Genomic DNA, 16,074 nt, shown 5'->3' with positions numbered 1-16,074 from the left:
TCGGACAGGGTCGCCGATACCGCGACATCGCCGTCCCACATCCACACGCCGGCCACCTTGCGCATCTGCCCGGCCGCAAGCTGATCGGTCAACAGCTGACGTAGAAACAGCGTGTTCCCGTTGGTCAGCTTCCGGAATCGGGCCGCGCTGCGCGCATCCACCGGACCACCCAGCCGGCCCTCGATCACCTCGCGCGTCGCGGCCGGGGAAAGCGGTTCGAGGTCAAGCCGGGTCAGCAGCCCGTCCTTCCACAAAGCCGTCACCGCGTCGGGTTGCTCCGAACCGGTGCGCGTGGTGACAACGAGCCTGACCCCACCGGACTGCGCCAGCTGATGGATGACGAACGCCGACAGGCCGTCCAGCTGGTGCGCGTCGTCCACCCCCACCACCACACGGCCCTGACGCTGTTGGGCGACAAAAGATTTGATGACCTGCCGGACGCTGGTCAGCGGATCCGACATGGCATCGCCGAGCAGGCCGATGAACGCTCCGAGCGGCAGCGCCCGGGCTGACTCGGTGCCAACCACCCATTGTGTGCGCTCGCCCGATGACCCGGCGCGTCGCAGCGCCTCACGAGCCAGCCAAGTCTTGCCGACCCCGGGCGCTCCGGCAATCACCACACCGGAAGCACCGCCGCCACTCAAAGCACGGCGGATGACCGCTAATTCATTGTCGCGCCCGGTCAGCGGCTCGGCGCCGATCACTCGGCGACTATAACGGTGCGCAGGCCTGCTGCGGCCCGAACCAGCGCCTTTTTAGTGAGCGTTTCGTCCGCTTATGTCAGCCGCCGAGCAGAAGTCGAGTACTCGACTACGCTATGGCCGCCCACGGCGGCCCACGACCATGGCATTCGTCAACGAACGACGGGCGAAGGTGGTGCGTTATGCACAAGGTCGGCGGTCACGCGGTGGTGTTGGGAGCGAGTATGGCCGGTCTGCTGGCGGCGCGGACGCTGGCCGACTTCTTCGACACCGTGACGGTGGTAGAACGGGATCCATTGCCCGGGCTGTTGGATGGAGGCACTGCCCGCCGCGGTGTGCCGCAGGGCCGCCATCTGCACGGGCTACTCGCCCGCGGCGCCCAGGCCCTCGAGGAGTTGTTCCCCGGCATCCTCGATGAATTGGTTCAAGACGGCGCGCACTATTTCGACGGCCGCGATCTGTCGCGACTGCACTACAACATCGGGGGCCATCTGATGGTCCGCACCGGTGCTGCCCCGTCGTTCAACGCATATTTGGCGACCCGTCCGTTCCTCGAGGCCCATGTCCTCGAACGCGTGCGTGGCATTTCCAGCGTCACGCTGCTCGACCAGCATGACGTCGTGGGGCTGACCACGACGCGCGGTTGTGACCGCATCACCGGCGCGCGAAACGTCAACCGCCGCACCGGGGAAAACGCCGCGCTAGTTGCCGACTTGGTGGTCGATGCCACCGGGCGCGCCGCCCGCACCCCCTGCTGGCTCGACGACCTGGGTTACGGCCGCCCGGCCGAAGACCATGTGGTGGTGCACCTGACCTACGCAACGCAGATGCTGCGGATGGCGCCGGACGCGTTGCATGAGCTCGGATTTCTGGTGGGCATCGTGCCGGGTCGACCGCACGGGATGGGACTGCTGCACTGCGAGAACGACCTGTGGGTGTTCACGGTGATGGGCATAGCGGGCCACGAGCCCCCCGCCGGTCTGGAGGCGATGTGCGATTTCGTCGCGGGTTACGCGCCTGCCCACCTGCTGGCCGCGGTGCGCGCCGCCGAACCGATCGGGAAGCCCGCCCGCCACCGTCAGCCGTCCAGTCAGTGGCGGCGCTACGACAAGATGCGGCGATTCCCACCCGGCCTGCTGGTCGCCGGCGACGCGATCTGCAGCTTCAACCCGGTGTACGGCCAGGGCATGACGGTGGCGGCGCTGCAGATGTTGGCATTGCGGGACTGCTTGGCTAGCGGCACCCAGGATCTGGCGCAGCGATTCTTCCGGGCCGCGGCGGAGCCGATCCGCCAAGCCTGGGCGCTGTCAGCCAGTCCCGACCTCTCCCTACCCGAAATCGACGGCAGCCCTGGGGTTTCCACCCGACTGCTCAACGCATACGTCGACCGGGTACTCGCCGCGGCGGAATACGACACCGTCGCCCTACACCAGTTCGCCAGGGTGACCTCATTGCTCGACCCGGCCACCCGACTGCTGCGCCCCGCCATCATGTGGCGAGCTGTTCGCGCCCGCGGCCGTCGGCCGAGAAACGGCGCCCCGGTGGGGGCACCGATCACGGACGCGGATACGCCCGCGGCAGAGACATGCCCAGTGCGGCCAGCACCCCACGCAGCGTTGTCGGATAGTCGGTGATGATCCCGTCGACGTCATAGCCGATCTGCGTTCGCATCGTCTGGGCGTCGTTGATCGTCCAGGGAGTCACCCGGAGACCCAGGCCGTGTGCGCGGGCGGTAAACGACTTACCGGTTACCAATTGGTAGTTGGGCGATAACACGCTCGCCTCAACCATGGTCGCACCGACGATCGGGTCGTCGACAACCGCGGGATCGACGCCCGCCAGCCACGGCGAGCCAGGTACCCATGTCTGCTCATTCCACAGCGCCACCAGAGGAATCGACGGCTCGGCTCGGTGCACCATCGGTAGGGTGCGCCAGTCGAAGCTTTGGATCTCGACCCGGTCGACTTTGCCGGCGGCACGGACCGCCCCCACGATGGCGTCGACGAATTCCTCAGCCGTAGCCGAGGTTTCCGGATGGTCCGCGGGAACTTTCGTTTCGATGTTGTAGCGCACGTCCGCTCGATAGGAGTCGGTGAGCGCGAAGACCTCGGGCAGGATCGCGATCTTGTTGCCGCGCACCACTTCTGCCCGCGGAAATTCAGCACTCGGCCGGCCACAGTCCAGCGTGTGGATCTGTGCGAGGGTGAGGTCTCGCACCAACTTGCCGACGTAGGGATAGGCCGGGTCGTCGGCGAAGACCGGACCCGTGTCGCTGCAGGCGGTGCCCGCGATGCTCAAGTCGTGCCAAACCAGCGGCTGGTCGTCTTTGGTGATGACGATATCGAGTTCGAGTGTGTCGACGCCGATTTCGAGCGATTTGGCGAACGCGCGCAACGACTCGCCGGTTGTCAGGCCGCGACCCCCAGCGTGCGACTGCAGGTCGAAGCCGGCTGGTTGACCGGACACGCGCGCCGGCGCGATGAGCGTCAACGCCAGCGCGAGCACAACCGCAAGCGGTCGGGTGGTCACTTAGCTTCGGCGCTGACGGGCGATTTCGGCCAGCACCACCCCGGCGGCCACCGATGCGTTGAGCGATTCGGTCTTGCCGGCCATCGGGATGGACACCACCTCGTCACAATTCTCCCGCACCAGGCGCGACAATCCCTTGCCTTCCGAACCGACAACGAGCACCAGCGGGTCGGCCCCATCCAACTCATCGAGTGTGGTTTGGCCGCCGGCGTCCAAGCCGACCACCCGCAGTCCCCGACCGGCCCAATCCTTCAGCGTCCGGGTGAGATTGGTGGCCCGCGCCACCGGTATCCGAGCGGCGGCGCCCGCGCTGGTGCGCCACGCGACCGCGGTCACCGATGCCGATCGCCGCTGCGGGATCAGGACACCGTGTCCCCCGAAGGCGGCGACCGATCGTACGATGGCGCCGAGGTTGCGCGGATCGGAGATGTTGTCCAGTGCCACCAGCAATGCCGGCGGCGCGGCGAGCGCGGTTGCCAGCATGTCGTCCGGATGGGCGTACTGATACGGGGGCACCTGCAACGCGATGCCCTGATGGAGGTGATTGGCCGTCATGCGGTCCAGGTCGGTGCGGGGTACCTCCAAGATGGCGATTCCGAAATCCCCGGCGCGCGCAACTGATTCGGTCACCCGTTCGTCAGCTTCGGTGCCCAGCGCGACGTAAAGGGCAGTGGCTGGCACGCCGGCACGCAGGCACTCCAGCACCGGGTTGCGGCCCAGTACGGTCTCGGTTTCGTCGGTGCGCTTGGCGGGCCGGCGCGGTTGGGCGTTGGCACGTTTTGCGGCGGGATGGTTGGGACGCAGGTGCGCCGGCGGAGTGGGCCCACGTCCCTCCAGCCCGCGGCGGCGTTGACCACCGGAACCGACGGTAGGTCCCTTCTTGCTGCCGGCCTTGCGTACCGCGCCCCGGCGCTGCGAATTGCCGGGCACTACTTGGTGTCCCCGCCCAGCGTCCACTGCGGACCGTCGGCGGTGTCGGTCACCTCGATACCGGCCTGCTTCAGCCGGTCTCTGATTTCGTCGGCGAGCGCCCAGTTGCGCTGCTCGCGGGCCTTTTGCCGGTTTTGCAACTCGGCCTGCACCAGTACGTCGACGGCGGCCAGCGCGGCCGAGGTTTCGTCTTTGGACTCCCACCGCTCGTCCAACGGGTCACAGCCGAGGATGCCCATCATGGCGCGGATCGAGCGGGCGCTGCTCAATGCGCCTTCGTGGTCACCGGCGTCCAACGCCCGGTTGCCCTCCGCCCGAGTCTGGTGGATCTCGGCCAACGCAATGGGAACCGACAGGTCGTCGTCGAGCGCGTCGGCGAACCGCTGAGTCCACTCGCCGGCGATGACGGCGCCCACCCGGTTGCGCACCCGATGCAGGAAATCCTCCACGCCCACATAGGCTTTGACGGCGTCCTGCAGAGCCGTCTCCGAGAACTCGAGCATTGATCGGTAGTGCGCACTGCCCAGGTAGTAGCGCAGTTCGGCGGGACGGACCCGTTGCAGCATCGCCGGTATGGACAACACGTTGCCCAACGACTTGCTCATTTTCTCCCCGCCCATGGTCACCCAGCCGTTGTGCAACCAATAACGGGCGAAACCGTCTCCGGCGGCGCGGCTTTGCGCGATCTCGTTCTCGTGATGCGGGAAGATCAGGTCCATACCGCCGCAGTGGATATCGAAGTCGGGGCCCAAATAGGTGCGGGCCATCGCGGAACACTCCAGATGCCATCCCGGACGCCCGCGGCCCCACGGCGTGGGCCAGGACGGCTCACCCGGCTTGGCGCCCTTCCACAAGGTGAAGTCGCGCTGGTCTCGTTTGCCAGTGGCCACGCCTTCGCCCTGATGGACGTCGTCGATCTTGTGACCGGACAGCTGGCCGTACTCCGGGTAACTGAGGACGTCGAAGTACACATCCCCGCAGCCAGCGTAGGCGTGGCCGGTTTCGATCAGGCGTTCCATTAACTCGACCATCTGCGTGATGTGGCCGGTGGCCCGCGGTTCGGCCGACGGTGGCAGGACGTCCAAGGCGTCATAGGCGGCGGTGAATGCCCGCTCGTGGGTGGCCGCCCACTCCCACCACGGCCGTCCGGCGGTGGCCGCTTTGGCGAGGATTTTGTCGTCGATGTCGGTGACGTTGCGGATGAACGCGACGTCGTAGCCGCGCGCAATGAGCCACCGGCGCAGCAGGTCAAAGGCCACGCCGCTGCGGATATGTCCGATGTGCGGCAACCCCTGCACGGTGGCGCCACAGAGATAGATGGAGACATGCCCGGGCCGCAGCGGCACAAAATCACGCACGACGCCGGACGCCGTGTCATGAAGCCGCAGGCGGGCATGATTGGTCACGACGTGCCAGCTTACTGCCTGCTTGCCGTGCCGAGGTCGGCCAGCGTCAGGTCAGCGGGACCTGGGCGCTACGAATGCGGATATCGCAGCGAAACCACCAACGCGGTCGCGATGGCGGCCAGCCCCTCGCCGCGCCCGGTGAGACCCAGCCCGTCGGTAGTGGTCGCCGACACCGATACCGGGGCGTTGAGCAACCGCGACAACACAGCCTGCGCCTCGAGACGGCGCCAGCCGATCTTGGGTCGATTCCCGATCACCTGGACCGACGCGTTGCCGACGCGATAGCCGTGGCCGTTGACCAAGTCCACAACGTGACGCAGCATGTTGGCGCCACTGACGCCTTCCCAGCGGGGGTCGTCGACGCCGAACACGTCGCCGATGTCGCCCAACCCGACGGCCGACAGCACTGCGTCGCACAGCGCGTGGATGGCGACGTCTCCGTCGGAGTGCCCGGCACAGCCGTCGGCGCTGGGAAACAGCAGTCCCACCAGCCAGCACGGCCGCCCTGGCTCTATCGGGTGGACATCGACGCCGAGACCGACGCGAGGCAACTCGGTCACTGGCGCACGATCGCTCTGGCCAGCATTAAATCCAGCGGCGTGGTGATCTTGAACGCCAGCGGATCACCGTCGACCACCTGCACCTGGCCGCCGACATGCTCGACCAGGGACGCGTCGTCGGTGAACTGGGCGGACCCGGCGTGCTGGTAGGCCCGCATCAGCAGTTCGGTGGCGAACCCCTGCGGCGTCTGCACAGCGCGCAGACCGGCCCGTTCCGGCGTGCCGAGGACCACTCCGTTGGCATCCACGGCCTTGATGGTGTCAGACAGTGGCAATGCGGGCACCACGCCGTCATGCCCGGCTCGCAGCGCGTCGACCACCCGGGCGATCATCGCCGGCGGGGTCAGTGCGCGGGCTGCGTCATGAACCAACACGAATTGCGGTGGCGTGCTATCCGGTGTCGCCCGCAACGACGCCAAGGCCAAGCCGACCGTGTCGGTGCGGCTCAACCCGCCCGGAACAACCGTGGCCTTGCGTCCCAGAATCAGCTTGGCCTCGTCGGTGCGGGTCGGTGGTGCCGCCACTACGACGGTGTCCACGACGCCGGAGTCGAGCAGGCCGATGACGGCCCGCTCGACCAGGCTGTGCCCTTCGAGTTGGTAGAACGCCTTCGGTACCCCGGCGGCTAGCCGCTCACCCGAACCAGCGGCCGGGACGATCGCGACTACGGTGCCGTCTCCCCCGGCCACTCAGAGCCCTCGGGGAGTCAAGAAGCGGTGGCGAGAGCCTCGTCGAGGATGGTCGACGCTTTGGCGTCGTCGGTGCTTTCCGCCAGTGCCAGTTCACCGACCAGGATTTGACGGGCCTTGGCCAGCATGCGCTTCTCGCCGGCGGACAGACCGCGCTCTTGGTCACGACGCCACAGGTCGCGCACGACCTCGGCAACCTTGTTCACGTCACCGGAAGCGAGCTTCTCGAGGTTTGCCTTGTACCGGCGGGACCAGTTGGTCGGCTCTTCGGTGTGCGGTGCGCGCAAAACTTGGAACACCTTGTCGAGGCCTTCCTGGCCGACGACGTCGCGGACGCCGACATATTCGGCGTTCTCGGCGGGCACTCGAACAGTCAGGTCGCCCTGCGCCACTTTCAAGACGAGATACTCTTTTTGCACCCCTTTGATGGTTCGGGTTTCAATCGCCTCGACGAGCGCAGCACCGTGGTGTGGATAGACAACGGTGTCTCCGACCTTAAAAATCATCAGCTTCGAGCCCCTTTCGTTAGTTAAGTCTAACACGGCACACAACGCCCCGTTGAGTAACGGTGCAGGTCAGGGGCACCATCGGCGAACATTGGGGGTTGACAGGCGGGCTGAGACGTGCAATGTCGCGCTCACGCGCGAGCGCGCGGCCTAGTTTGTCCAAGCCCAGTGAACCGGCACGCCTACCCCCCGATTAGCGCCAACTGCACCGCCAGCTACCGTCGGCGCTGCAGTGCTACTACTGTGCATAGTCGAACCGCGGCGGCCGTCTGGTACCGGGCAGTGCCGCGCCGAGGTCGAGCAGGAGGCATCGAGTGAACCGCTTCAACATCGGCCTGCCGGTCCGATTGGCCAAGCTGGGCGCCTGGCTGGCGATCGTCGGGATGTCGGCGGTTGTGCTGAGCGGTTGCGGCGCGGGTCAGGTCTCCCAGACGGCGATGCAGGAACCGGCTGTCAACGGCAACAAGCTGACGATCAACAACGTGGCATTGCGCGACATCCGCATCCAAGCGGCGCAGCAGGGCGACTTCATTCAGCCCGGGCGGACGGTCGACCTGGTACTCGTCGTGGTCAACCAGTCGCCCAATGTCGAGGACCGGTTGACCAGCGTCACGACCGACATCGGCCCGGTGACGATCAGCGGCGACGCAAAGGTCCCGCCAAGTGGAATGCTCTTCATCGGCACCCCGACCGGTCCGAACGCGGCGCCCGGACCGCCGCAGAACAGCGGCGCAGCCAAGGCCACCATCAACTTGACAAAGCCCATCAGCAATGGTCTGACGTACAACTTCACCTTCAATTTCGAGAAGGCCGGCCAGGGCAACGTGATGGTTCCGATCTCGGCCGGGCTCGGACCCGCACCACAAGCCGTGTCGAACCATTCATAGCGGTCATTTGTCGGACCCTGCGGTTACGGTCACCTCGTGGCCAACGCGCGTTCGCAATACCGCTGCTCGGAATGCCGCCATGTCAGCGCCAAATGGGTGGGCCGCTGCTTGGAGTGCAGTAGCTGGGGCACCGTCGAAGAAGTAGCGGTGCTCAGCGCGGTCGGCGGGCGTCGGGCAGCGTCTTCGGGTGCTCGCGCGGTGCCCATCAGCGCGGTCGAGCCGAGCTTGAGCCGGCACCGTTCGACCGGCGTGGACGAACTTGACCGGGTGCTGGGCGGTGGTGTGGTGCCCGGTTCGGTGACGTTGCTGGCGGGTGATCCGGGCGTCGGCAAGTCGACGCTGCTTCTCGAGGTCGCCCACCGGTGGGCTCAGACCGGGCGCCGGGTGCTGTATGTGTCCGGCGAGGAGTCCGCCGGCCAGATCCGGTTGCGCGCCGACCGCATCGGTTGCGGCGGGCCCGGAGTCGATGAGATCTACTTGGCGGCCGAATCCGACCTGCACATGGTGCTCGAGCACATCGAAAGCGTGGGGCCGGCACTGGTGATCGTCGACTCGGTGCAGACGATGTCGACGAGCGAGGCCGACGGTGTCGCGGGCGGAGTCACCCAGGTGCGCGCGGTGACGGCCGCATTGACCGCCGCCGCCAAGGCTAGAGGCGTGGCGCTGATCCTGGTCGGTCACGTCACCAAGGACGGGGCGATCGCCGGACCTCGGTCCCTCGAGCATCTCGTGGACGTGGTGCTGCACTTCGAAGGTGACCGCAACGGCGCGTTGCGGATGGTCCGCGGCATCAAGAACCGTTTCGGCGCCGCCGACGAGGTCGGCTGTTTTTTGTTGCACGACACCGGAATTGAAGGCGTCGCCGATCCGTCCAACCTGTTCTTGGATCAGCGGCCCACGCCGGTACCCGGTACCGCGATCACAGTGACGCTGGACGGCAAGCGACCGCTGATCGGGGAGGTGCAGGCGTTGCTGGCCGTGCCCGCCGGCGGCTCGCCGCGGCGAGCGGTCAGCGGAATCGATCACGCCCGTGCCGCGATGATCACCGCTGTACTGGAGAAACACGGCAAGCTCACCCTCGCGGCCAACGACATCTACCTGTCCACGGTCGGTGGCATGCGGTTGACCGATCCCTCGGCGGATCTGGCCGTGGCGATCGCGCTGGCTTCAGCGTATGCGAACCTGCCGCTGCCGACGACCGCGGTCATGATCGGCGAGGTCGGCTTGGCGGGGGATCTGCGGCGAGTCAACGGGATGGAGCGGCGCTTGGCCGAAGCCGCTCGTCAGGGGTTCAACATCGCGCTGGTTCCGCCGGGCTGCAAGGCGCCTCCGGTGGGCCTGCGAACCCTGTGCGCGCCGACTATCTCCGCCGCGCTGAAGCACATGATCGACATCGCCGATCACCGCACCGCCAGGCCCGCGCGGGTGCATCAGCTAGACGCATAACCCCTCCGAGCCGCAGAATGCACGCTGTGACTCGTCCGACCCTGCGTGAGGCCGTCGCCCGCCTAGCGCCCGGCACCGGGCTGCGCGACGGGCTGGAACGCATCCTGCGTGGTCGCACCGGCGCGCTGATCGTGCTAGGCCACGACGAAAACGTGGAAGCCATCTGTGACGGCGGCTTTTCTCTGGATGTCCGATATGCACCGACCCGGCTACGCGAACTGTGCAAGATGGACGGCGCGGTGGTGTTGTCCACCGACTGCAGCCGCATCGTGCGGGCCAACGTGCAGTTGGTGCCGGACCCGTCGATCCCGACCGACGAATCGGGCACCCGGCATCGCTCCGCTGAACGAGCCGCGATCCAGACCGGTTACCCGGTGATCTCCGTCAGCCACTCGATGAACATCGTGACGGTGTACGTCGCCGGTGAGCGCCACGTGCTCACCGACTCCGCGACCATCCTGTCGCGCGCCAACCAGGCGATCGCCACGCTGGAACGCTACAAAACCCGGCTCGACGAGGTCAGCCGGCAACTGTCGCGGGCCGAGATCGAAGACTTCGTCACGCTGCGCGACGTCATGACGGTGGTACAACGGCTCGAATTGGTCCGCCGCATCGGATTGTCCATCGACCATGACGCCGTCGAACTGGGCACCGACGGGCGCCAACTGCGGCTGCAGTTGGAGGAACTGCTTGGCGGCAACGACACGGCCCGGGAATTGATCGTGCGGGACTATCACGCCAACCCCGAGCCGCTGTCCAAGGCGGAAATCACCGCGACACTGGACGAACTCGACGCGTTGTCGGACACCGACCTGCTCGAACTGACCGCGCTGGCCAAGATCTTCGGCTATCCCACGACGGCCGAGGCGCAGGACTCGGCGCTCAGCCCGCGCGGTTACCGGGCCATGGCCGGCATTCCACGACTCCAGTTCGCGCACGTCGACCTGCTGGTCCGCTCGTTCGGAACGCTGCAGGGCCTGCTGGCGGCCAGCGCCGGAGACCTGCAATCCGTCGACGGCATCGGCGCCATGTGGGCGCGCCACGTGCGGGAGGGATTGTCGCAACTGGCGGAGTCGACCATCGCCGACCCGCTGACCTGAGCCCTAGCCGCTTTGGCCGGGCGAGGCCGCGGGCGCCTCTGGCGGGGGAGCCTGAGCAGGACCGGGAGCGGGCACCGGGCCCGGCGGCTGCGGCGGCTGGTTGAGCACGAATGGCACCGGTTGTGAGCGCAGGTTGCCCAACTGCACGACGAGGTTGTACGTGCCAGGACCGATCGCCGGACGCGGCAACGGGCAGCGCGGCGCCGAGCCCATCCCGGTCCAGGTGACCGCCGTGGTCACCTGTTCGCCCGGGGTGAAGGTCTTGACCAGTGTCTCGTTGGACGGCGCGCAGTCCAGGTTGGACCACAGACGCTTGTTGTCCAGGGAGTACACGTAAGCCGCCAGCACCGCGGCGCCGACGTCGCGCTTGCAGGAGACCAGCCCGATGTTGGTCACGACCATCGTGAATTTCGGCTGGTCACCGATGTAGTACTGGGGCGAGTTGGTCAGCCCCTTGACCGCCAGCGTCGAATCGGGGCAATCGTCGCCTTCCCTGAGCACCGGTGGCGGTTGCACCGCCGCGGTGGGGGTGGGCGACTCCGGGTTCACCACCTGGGGCGGCGCACCGGGGATGTTGCCTTCGGTTTGGCCGGCGGGCTGCGGCGGCTGCGGCGCTTGCGGCGCGTTCGAGCCGGGATGGCCCTGCGCTGCGGCCGGCTTGTCGGCGCCGGCAGGCTTGGCCCCAGCGCTACTGCTCACGAATGCGATGACCGTGGCAACCGCAATACCGACGACAACGACCGCGATACCCAGGGCAAGTCCCCTGCGCCGCCAGTAGATCTCAGTCGGAAGCGGGCCACGCGGTTCCAGATCCAGCACAGTCACACCGTAGGGCCAGGTCAGGCCCGTTGGGCTGACCTGGCTCGGCGTGTCGCGCAGTTAGCTGGCCAACCGCCGTGTAAAGGGATGGCGGAAGTCAGACCGTTTCGGCGACTTTGCCGGCCCGCTCGACGGGTGCCGCGCGCCCGTCAGACAGGTGGTAGATCGCCCCGACGATCCCCAACGTGCCCTGCTCCACCCGCTCGGCGATGATCGCCGAACGCGCCACCAGCTGTGCCACCGTCTCGCTGACGTGGCGGTCCTCGAATTCCTCGGGACTGCTCAAACCGTCTTTTCGCCCCACCAAGATGGACGGTGCCACCCGTTCGACGACATCGCGGATGAAACCGGCGGGCACCGAACCCTCCTGGACCGCTCCGACCGTAGCCTTGACGGCACCGCAACTGCGGTGACCCAGCACCACCAGCAGAGGCACGTTGAGGACCGCGACCGCGTACTCAAGTGAGCCCAGCACGGCGGCATCGATCGCCTGCCCGGCGGTGCGAACCACGAAGATGTCACCGAGTCCCTGGTCGAAAACAAGTTCAGCGGGCACCCGGCTGTCCGAACAGCCGAACACCGCCGCGATCGGTTGCTGACCTGAGGTGAGACTCTTCCTGCGGTCGACGTCCTGATCGGGATGCTCGGGCTTGCCGGCGACGAATCGCTCGTTACCCTCGTTGAGTGCTTTCCATGCGGTGGCCGGAGTCGTGTTGGGCATGGCACACATTGTGCCGGACCGGCCGGTGATGGGCTCAGGGAACATACCAGTCACCAATCTTCTTGCCTGGTATGAGGAATCCAGTCGCGACCTGCCCTGGCGGGCGCCGGGGGTCAGCGCGTGGCAAATCCTGGTCAGCGAATTCATGCTGCAACAAACACCGGTGTCGCGGGTGCTGCCGATCTGGTCGGACTGGGTGCAACGCTGGCCTACCCCGTCGGCGACCGCCGCGGCCACTGCGGCAGACGTGCTCCGCGCCTGGGGAAAGCTCGGTTATCCGAGACGGGCCAAGCGGTTGCATGAGTGCGCCACAGTCATCGCCCGCGACCACGGTGACCAGGTGCCCGACGACGTCGATGTGTTGCTGACCCTGCCCGGAGTCGGCAGCTACACCGCCCGGGCGGTGGCCTGTTTCGCTTACCGTCAGCGGGTGCCGGTGGTCGACACCAACGTGCGCCGGGTGGTTGCCCGGGCGATCCACGGCCGAGCCGACGCCGGCTCGCCATCGGCGACCCGCGACCACGCCGACGTCGCGGCGTTGTTACCCGAAGGTGATGCGGCGCCGGTCTTTTCGGTGGCTTTGATGGAATTGGGCGCCATCGTCTGTACCGCACGCACCCCGCGTTGCGGCTTGTGCCCGCTGGCCGAGTGCGCGTGGCACACGGCCGGTTCTCCTCCTGCCTCGGGTCCGCCGCGGCGAGTTCAGCGCTACGCGGGTACCGATCGCCAGGTTCGTGGTCGATTGCTGGACGTGTTGCGCGCCAAAAATTGCGCGGTCACCCGCGCCGAACTCGATGTTGCCTGGCTGACCGACACCGCGCAGCGCGACCGAGCGCTGTACTCGCTGCTGGCCGACGGGTTGGTCACCCAAACAGCGGACGGCCGTTTCGCGCTGGCGGGCGAAGATTAGACACATCAGGCCTTGAGGAACGCCTCGACGGCGCGCCGATACGCCTCGGGCGCTTCGTCGTGCACCAGGTGGCCGGCCTCGGGAACCAGCAGATAGTCACGCACGCAATCGCTTTCGGCCATCTGCCGCATCTGCCCGGGCGGCGTCACCGAGTTGCCGGCCTCGATTAGCAATACCGGTGCCTGCACCTGGCGCCACTGCGTCCAGTAATCACGGGTACCCCACTGCGCGGCAATCTCGATCCATCGTGACGTGTGGCCGTGCAGCCGCCAGCCGGTATCGGTCCGGTCGAACGCTTCCAGGAAGTATTGGCCCGCCACCGGTCCGAACTCCGCGAGAACCTGTTCCGCCGAACTGAATTCGACGGGTAGGGCATGCAGCCACGGCTCCCACGGTCCGGTGGTACGACCGCGGAAATCCGGCGCCATATCCTCGACTACCAGTGCGGTCACCAACGCCGGACGCTGGGCGGCCAAACACCACGAGTGCAGGGCCCCCATTGAATGCCCCACCAATGTGACCGGCGTCCCCAACGCGCTCACGGCCTCGGCGAGGTCGGCGACGAAGCGTTCGGTGCTGATCGGATGCGGGTCCGCGACGTCACGTCCCCGATGCCAGGGAGCGTCGTAGGTGAAGATGCTGCCCAATTCGGTCAGCCAGGGCAGTTGCCGCGACCAGGTACTGCCCCGCCCCATCAACCCGTGCACGAGGACCACCGGCTCGCCGCGTCCGCCGCGATGGGTCAGCAGATCGCCGGACATGCCCGGCACGGTAGCCTAGTCGGCATGCCAGTGGTGAAAATCAACGCAATCGAGGTGCCCGCCGACGCTGGCCCCGAGCTGGAAAAGCGTTTCGCACACCGGGCCCACGCGGTGGAGAATTCCCCGGGTTTTCTCGGCTTCCAACTGCTGCGTCCGGTCAAGGGTGAAGACCGCTACTTCGTGGTGACGCAATGGGAGTCCGAAGAAGCTTTTCAGGCCTGGGCGAATGGGCCCGCCATTCACGCGCACGCCGGACATAAAGCCAATCCCGTGGCGACGGGTGCGTCCCTGCTGGAATTCGAGGTTGTGCTCGACGTTGCCGGGGCAGGCAAGACTGCATAGCCGGTGCGTGGGGCGGCGCGGTGCCTGGGCCATAAGCGCCGCCGCCGCGGTCGTGGTCACGCTGGCTTCTGGTTGCACGTCGTCGCCCACCCCGTCGGCGAACGCGGCGAATACCGGGCGCCGCATCGACATGGTCACGCCGCCCGGTCTGCGGGCTCAGCAGACCTTGGACATGCTGAATTCGGATTGGCCGATCGGCGAAGTCGGTGTGCGTACCCTGGCCGCGCCCGACAAGGTGGAGGCCGTCGAGCACACCATGGAAGAGCTGTGGTGGGACCGGCCCTTCGCGCTGCAGGGCGTCGATATCGGAGCCAGCGTCGCCACCTTGCATCTCGTCTCCTCCTACGGCGCCCACCAAGACATCCGGCTACACACCGACGACGACGGATGGGTGGACCGGTTCGGCCTCGAGACCCAATCGCCGTCGGTCAAGTCGTGGGCCGATGTCGACGCCATCCTGGGCCGCACCGGTGCCCGGTATTCGTATCAGGTCGCCAAGGTCGACCACGGTCAGTGCGACAAGGTGGCCGGCACCAACACCAACGAATCTCTGCCATTGGCATCGATTTTCAAGTTGTACGTGCTGCACGCGCTGGCCGGCGCGTTGAAGAACGGGACGGTTTCTTGGGATGACCAGTTGACCGTAACCGAGAAGAGCAAGGCCGTCGGCTCGTCGGGTCTGGAACTGTCGCCAGGCGCGCATGTTTCGGTGCGCACCGCCGCCGAGAAGATGATCGCCACCAGCGACAACATGGCTACCGACTTGCTCATCGAGCGGATGGGTACGCATGCCATCGAAGACGCTCTGGTCACCGCCGGGCATCACGACCCGGCCAGCATGACGCCGTTTCCGACCATGTACGAGCTGTTTTCGGTGGGTTGGGGTCAGCCGGATCTGCGCGAGCAGTGGAAGAACGCGTCCCAACAACAACGCGCCCAGTTGCTGCAGCAGGCCAATTCGACGCCGTACCGGCCTGATCCGACCCGGGCCCATACTCCCGCGTCGATGTTCGGGGCGGAATGGTATGGCAGCGCGCAGGACGTCTGCCGGGTGCACCTGGCACTGCAGGCCGACTCTGTCGGCGCTGCCGCACCGGTCAAACAGATCCTGTCGGCGGTCGCGGGTATCCAGCTTGATCGCGGCGTCTGGCCGTACATCGGCGCGAAAGCCGGCGGGCTACCGGGCGATCTGACTTTCAGTTGGTATGCGGTCGACAAGACCGGTCAGCCGTGGGTGGTCAGCTTCCAGTTGAATTGGCCGCGTGATCACGGGCCGAGGGTTACCGGCTGGATGTTGCAGGTCGCCAGACAGGCGTTCGCGCTGATCGCGCCGAGCTGAGACGACACCGCGAACGTATGGGTTTTCCATGCGTGTGCGCAGTTCGCTTGTTCGGCGGCGAACCCGGAAATACCGTCGCGCGTAGCTCCTGGTAGCAGCGGCGCATTGGCTGCGGTCTCTGCCCCGCCTCACACCAACGAACTTTGAACCGGAGGATCCGGATGTCGATCGCGACGCGGGAAGTGGCCAGGAATTTTCTCATCGGCGCTGCCGTGTTGGCCGTCGGCGTCGGCGCAGCAGCCCCGGCCGGTGCCGAACCCGACGCAGTCGACGTCAACGGCAATCTGTTCGGTGGCCTTACTTGCACGTGCGAGCAGACGGCTCCGGTCACGGGCCCAGGGGTCGGCGACGAGATAAGCCGGGGTCTGCACAACAGCCACTCGGCCTGGGCCGGCATGTCTGCGCCGATGGCGCGACGATAACGGTGT

The 16,074-nt window shown here is 66.8% G+C and carries 18 protein-coding genes; 8 read left to right on the top strand and 10 right to left on the bottom strand.

Annotated elements, in window-relative coordinates:
• A partial coding sequence (locus A9W95_RS25555) for an AAA family ATPase (protein WP_156746415.1) occupies positions 1-704 on the bottom strand: 704 nt, incomplete at its 3' end.
• A 179-nt stretch (positions 705-883) separates the two neighbouring features.
• On the opposite strand from A9W95_RS25555, the gene A9W95_RS25550 reads away from it, so the two are divergent.
• Entirely contained in the window at positions 884-2,335 is a 1,452-nt protein-coding gene (locus tag A9W95_RS25550) for an NAD(P)/FAD-dependent oxidoreductase (RefSeq protein WP_156746414.1), read from the top strand.
• On the opposite strand, the gene A9W95_RS25545 is transcribed toward A9W95_RS25550, so the two are convergent.
• The 6 genes from A9W95_RS25545 to carD form a co-directional block, all read right to left on the bottom strand.
• Positions 2,256-3,230, bottom strand: coding sequence for a glycerophosphodiester phosphodiesterase family protein (locus tag A9W95_RS25545; protein ID WP_067419092.1), 975 nt, complete (start codon positions 3,228-3,230; stop codon positions 2,256-2,258). The genes A9W95_RS25550 and A9W95_RS25545 overlap by 80 nt on opposite strands.
• A complete protein-coding gene (rlmB, locus tag A9W95_RS25540) occupies positions 3,231-4,160 on the bottom strand; it encodes a 23S rRNA (guanosine(2251)-2'-O)-methyltransferase RlmB (RefSeq protein ID WP_067419090.1) in 930 nt (309 codons plus the stop codon). It abuts the gene before it with no gap.
• A complete protein-coding gene (gene cysS / locus A9W95_RS25535; RefSeq protein ID WP_067419089.1) occupies positions 4,160-5,566 on the bottom strand; it encodes a cysteine--tRNA ligase in 1,407 nt (468 codons plus the stop codon). The genes rlmB and cysS overlap by 1 nt, the downstream gene beginning before the upstream one ends.
• Before the next feature lie 68 nt (positions 5,567-5,634).
• Positions 5,635-6,126, bottom strand: a complete 492-nt coding sequence (gene ispF, locus A9W95_RS25530; RefSeq protein WP_067419087.1) for a 2-C-methyl-D-erythritol 2,4-cyclodiphosphate synthase — start codon at positions 6,124-6,126, stop codon at positions 5,635-5,637.
• Positions 6,123-6,815, bottom strand: a complete 693-nt coding sequence (gene ispD, locus A9W95_RS25525) for a 2-C-methyl-D-erythritol 4-phosphate cytidylyltransferase (protein WP_067419081.1) — start codon at positions 6,813-6,815, stop codon at positions 6,123-6,125. Before ispD ends, ispF begins: the two co-directional genes overlap by 4 nt.
• A 17-nt stretch (positions 6,816-6,832) precedes the next feature.
• Positions 6,833-7,321: an RNA polymerase-binding transcription factor CarD gene (gene carD, locus A9W95_RS25520; RefSeq protein ID WP_067419079.1), complete on the bottom strand. Its 489-nt coding sequence runs from the start codon at positions 7,319-7,321 to the stop codon at positions 6,833-6,835.
• Positions 7,322-7,635: 314 nt separating this feature from the next.
• Here carD and A9W95_RS25515 point away from each other — a divergent pair, with 314 nt between their 5' ends.
• From A9W95_RS25515 to disA, 3 genes are read left to right on the top strand one after another with little or no spacing between them, the layout of a single operon-like run.
• On the top strand, positions 7,636-8,208 hold the full coding sequence (locus A9W95_RS25515) for a hypothetical protein (RefSeq protein ID WP_067419076.1): 573 nt from the start codon (positions 7,636-7,638) through the stop codon (positions 8,206-8,208).
• 36 nt (positions 8,209-8,244) lie between these two features.
• Positions 8,245-9,654 carry a DNA repair protein RadA gene (gene radA / locus A9W95_RS25510; protein ID WP_067419075.1) on the top strand — a complete coding sequence of 470 codons (1,410 nt, stop codon included), beginning with the start codon at positions 8,245-8,247 and terminating at the stop codon, positions 9,652-9,654.
• Positions 9,655-9,671: 17 nt separating this feature from the next.
• A complete protein-coding gene (gene disA, locus A9W95_RS25505; protein WP_082983326.1) occupies positions 9,672-10,754 on the top strand; it encodes a DNA integrity scanning diadenylate cyclase DisA in 1,083 nt (360 codons plus the stop codon).
• Between the two features lie 3 nt (positions 10,755-10,757).
• Here the strand turns inward: disA and A9W95_RS25500 are convergent, their stop codons facing one another.
• Positions 10,758-11,573 (bottom strand): hypothetical protein, encoded by an 816-nt coding sequence (locus A9W95_RS25500; RefSeq protein WP_156746413.1) that lies wholly within the window; start codon positions 11,571-11,573, stop codon positions 10,758-10,760.
• A 97-nt stretch (positions 11,574-11,670) separates the two neighbouring features.
• Complete coding sequence (locus A9W95_RS25495) at positions 11,671-12,294, bottom strand: carbonic anhydrase (protein WP_067419073.1); 624 nt, start codon at positions 12,292-12,294, stop codon at positions 11,671-11,673.
• Between A9W95_RS25495 and A9W95_RS25490 the strand changes: the two genes are divergently transcribed.
• Positions 12,293-13,204: an A/G-specific adenine glycosylase gene (locus tag A9W95_RS25490; RefSeq protein WP_067419072.1), complete on the top strand. Its 912-nt coding sequence runs from the start codon at positions 12,293-12,295 to the stop codon at positions 13,202-13,204. The genes A9W95_RS25495 and A9W95_RS25490 overlap by 2 nt on opposite strands.
• A gap of 5 nt (positions 13,205-13,209) precedes the next feature.
• Here A9W95_RS25490 and A9W95_RS25485 read toward each other — a convergent pair whose 3' ends face one another.
• Positions 13,210-13,965: an alpha/beta fold hydrolase gene (locus A9W95_RS25485; protein ID WP_067419070.1), complete on the bottom strand. Its 756-nt coding sequence runs from the start codon at positions 13,963-13,965 to the stop codon at positions 13,210-13,212.
• A gap of 24 nt (positions 13,966-13,989) precedes the next feature.
• Here A9W95_RS25485 and mhuD point away from each other — a divergent pair, with 24 nt between their 5' ends.
• From mhuD to A9W95_RS25470, 3 genes are all read left to right on the top strand, one after another.
• Complete coding sequence (mhuD, locus tag A9W95_RS25480; RefSeq protein ID WP_067419069.1) at positions 13,990-14,307, top strand: mycobilin-forming heme oxygenase MhuD; 318 nt, start codon at positions 13,990-13,992, stop codon at positions 14,305-14,307.
• Complete coding sequence (locus tag A9W95_RS25475) at positions 14,282-15,646, top strand: serine hydrolase (protein WP_067419063.1); 1,365 nt, start codon at positions 14,282-14,284, stop codon at positions 15,644-15,646. Before mhuD ends, A9W95_RS25475 begins: the two co-directional genes overlap by 26 nt.
• A 161-nt stretch (positions 15,647-15,807) precedes the next feature.
• Positions 15,808-16,068, top strand: a complete 261-nt coding sequence (locus A9W95_RS25470) for a hypothetical protein (RefSeq protein ID WP_067419061.1) — start codon at positions 15,808-15,810, stop codon at positions 16,066-16,068.
• Positions 16,069-16,074: the final 6 nt, after the last annotated feature.

Source organism: Mycobacterium sp. 1423905.2 (assembly GCF_001673155.1).
In the GTDB taxonomy this organism is placed as follows: domain Bacteria; phylum Actinomycetota; class Actinomycetes; order Mycobacteriales; family Mycobacteriaceae; genus Mycobacterium.
The sequence above is the reverse complement of the archived record's forward strand: the minus strand, read 5'-3'. Positions and strand labels throughout refer to the sequence as shown.

Bases quoted from the DNA above. Each gene is read 5' to 3' on its own strand.
- carD (WP_067419079.1), bottom strand. From the start codon at position 7,321: ATGATTTTTAAGGTCGGAGACACCGTTGTCTATCCACACCACGGTGCT.
- A9W95_RS25490 (WP_067419072.1), top strand. From the start codon at position 12,293: ATGGCACACATTGTGCCGGACCGGCCGGTGATGGGCTCAGGGAACATA.
- A9W95_RS25495 (WP_067419073.1), bottom strand. From the start codon at position 12,294: ATGCCCAACACGACTCCGGCCACCGCATGGAAAGCACTCAACGAGGGT.
- mhuD (WP_067419069.1), top strand. From the start codon at position 13,990: ATGCCAGTGGTGAAAATCAACGCAATCGAGGTGCCCGCCGACGCTGGC.
- A9W95_RS25485 (WP_067419070.1), bottom strand. From the start codon at position 13,965: ATGTCCGGCGATCTGCTGACCCATCGCGGCGGACGCGGCGAGCCGGTG.
- disA (WP_082983326.1), top strand. From the start codon at position 9,672: ATGCACGCTGTGACTCGTCCGACCCTGCGTGAGGCCGTCGCCCGCCTA.
- A9W95_RS25550 (WP_156746414.1), top strand. From the start codon at position 884: ATGCACAAGGTCGGCGGTCACGCGGTGGTGTTGGGAGCGAGTATGGCC.
- A9W95_RS25470 (WP_067419061.1), top strand. From the start codon at position 15,808: ATGTCGATCGCGACGCGGGAAGTGGCCAGGAATTTTCTCATCGGCGCT.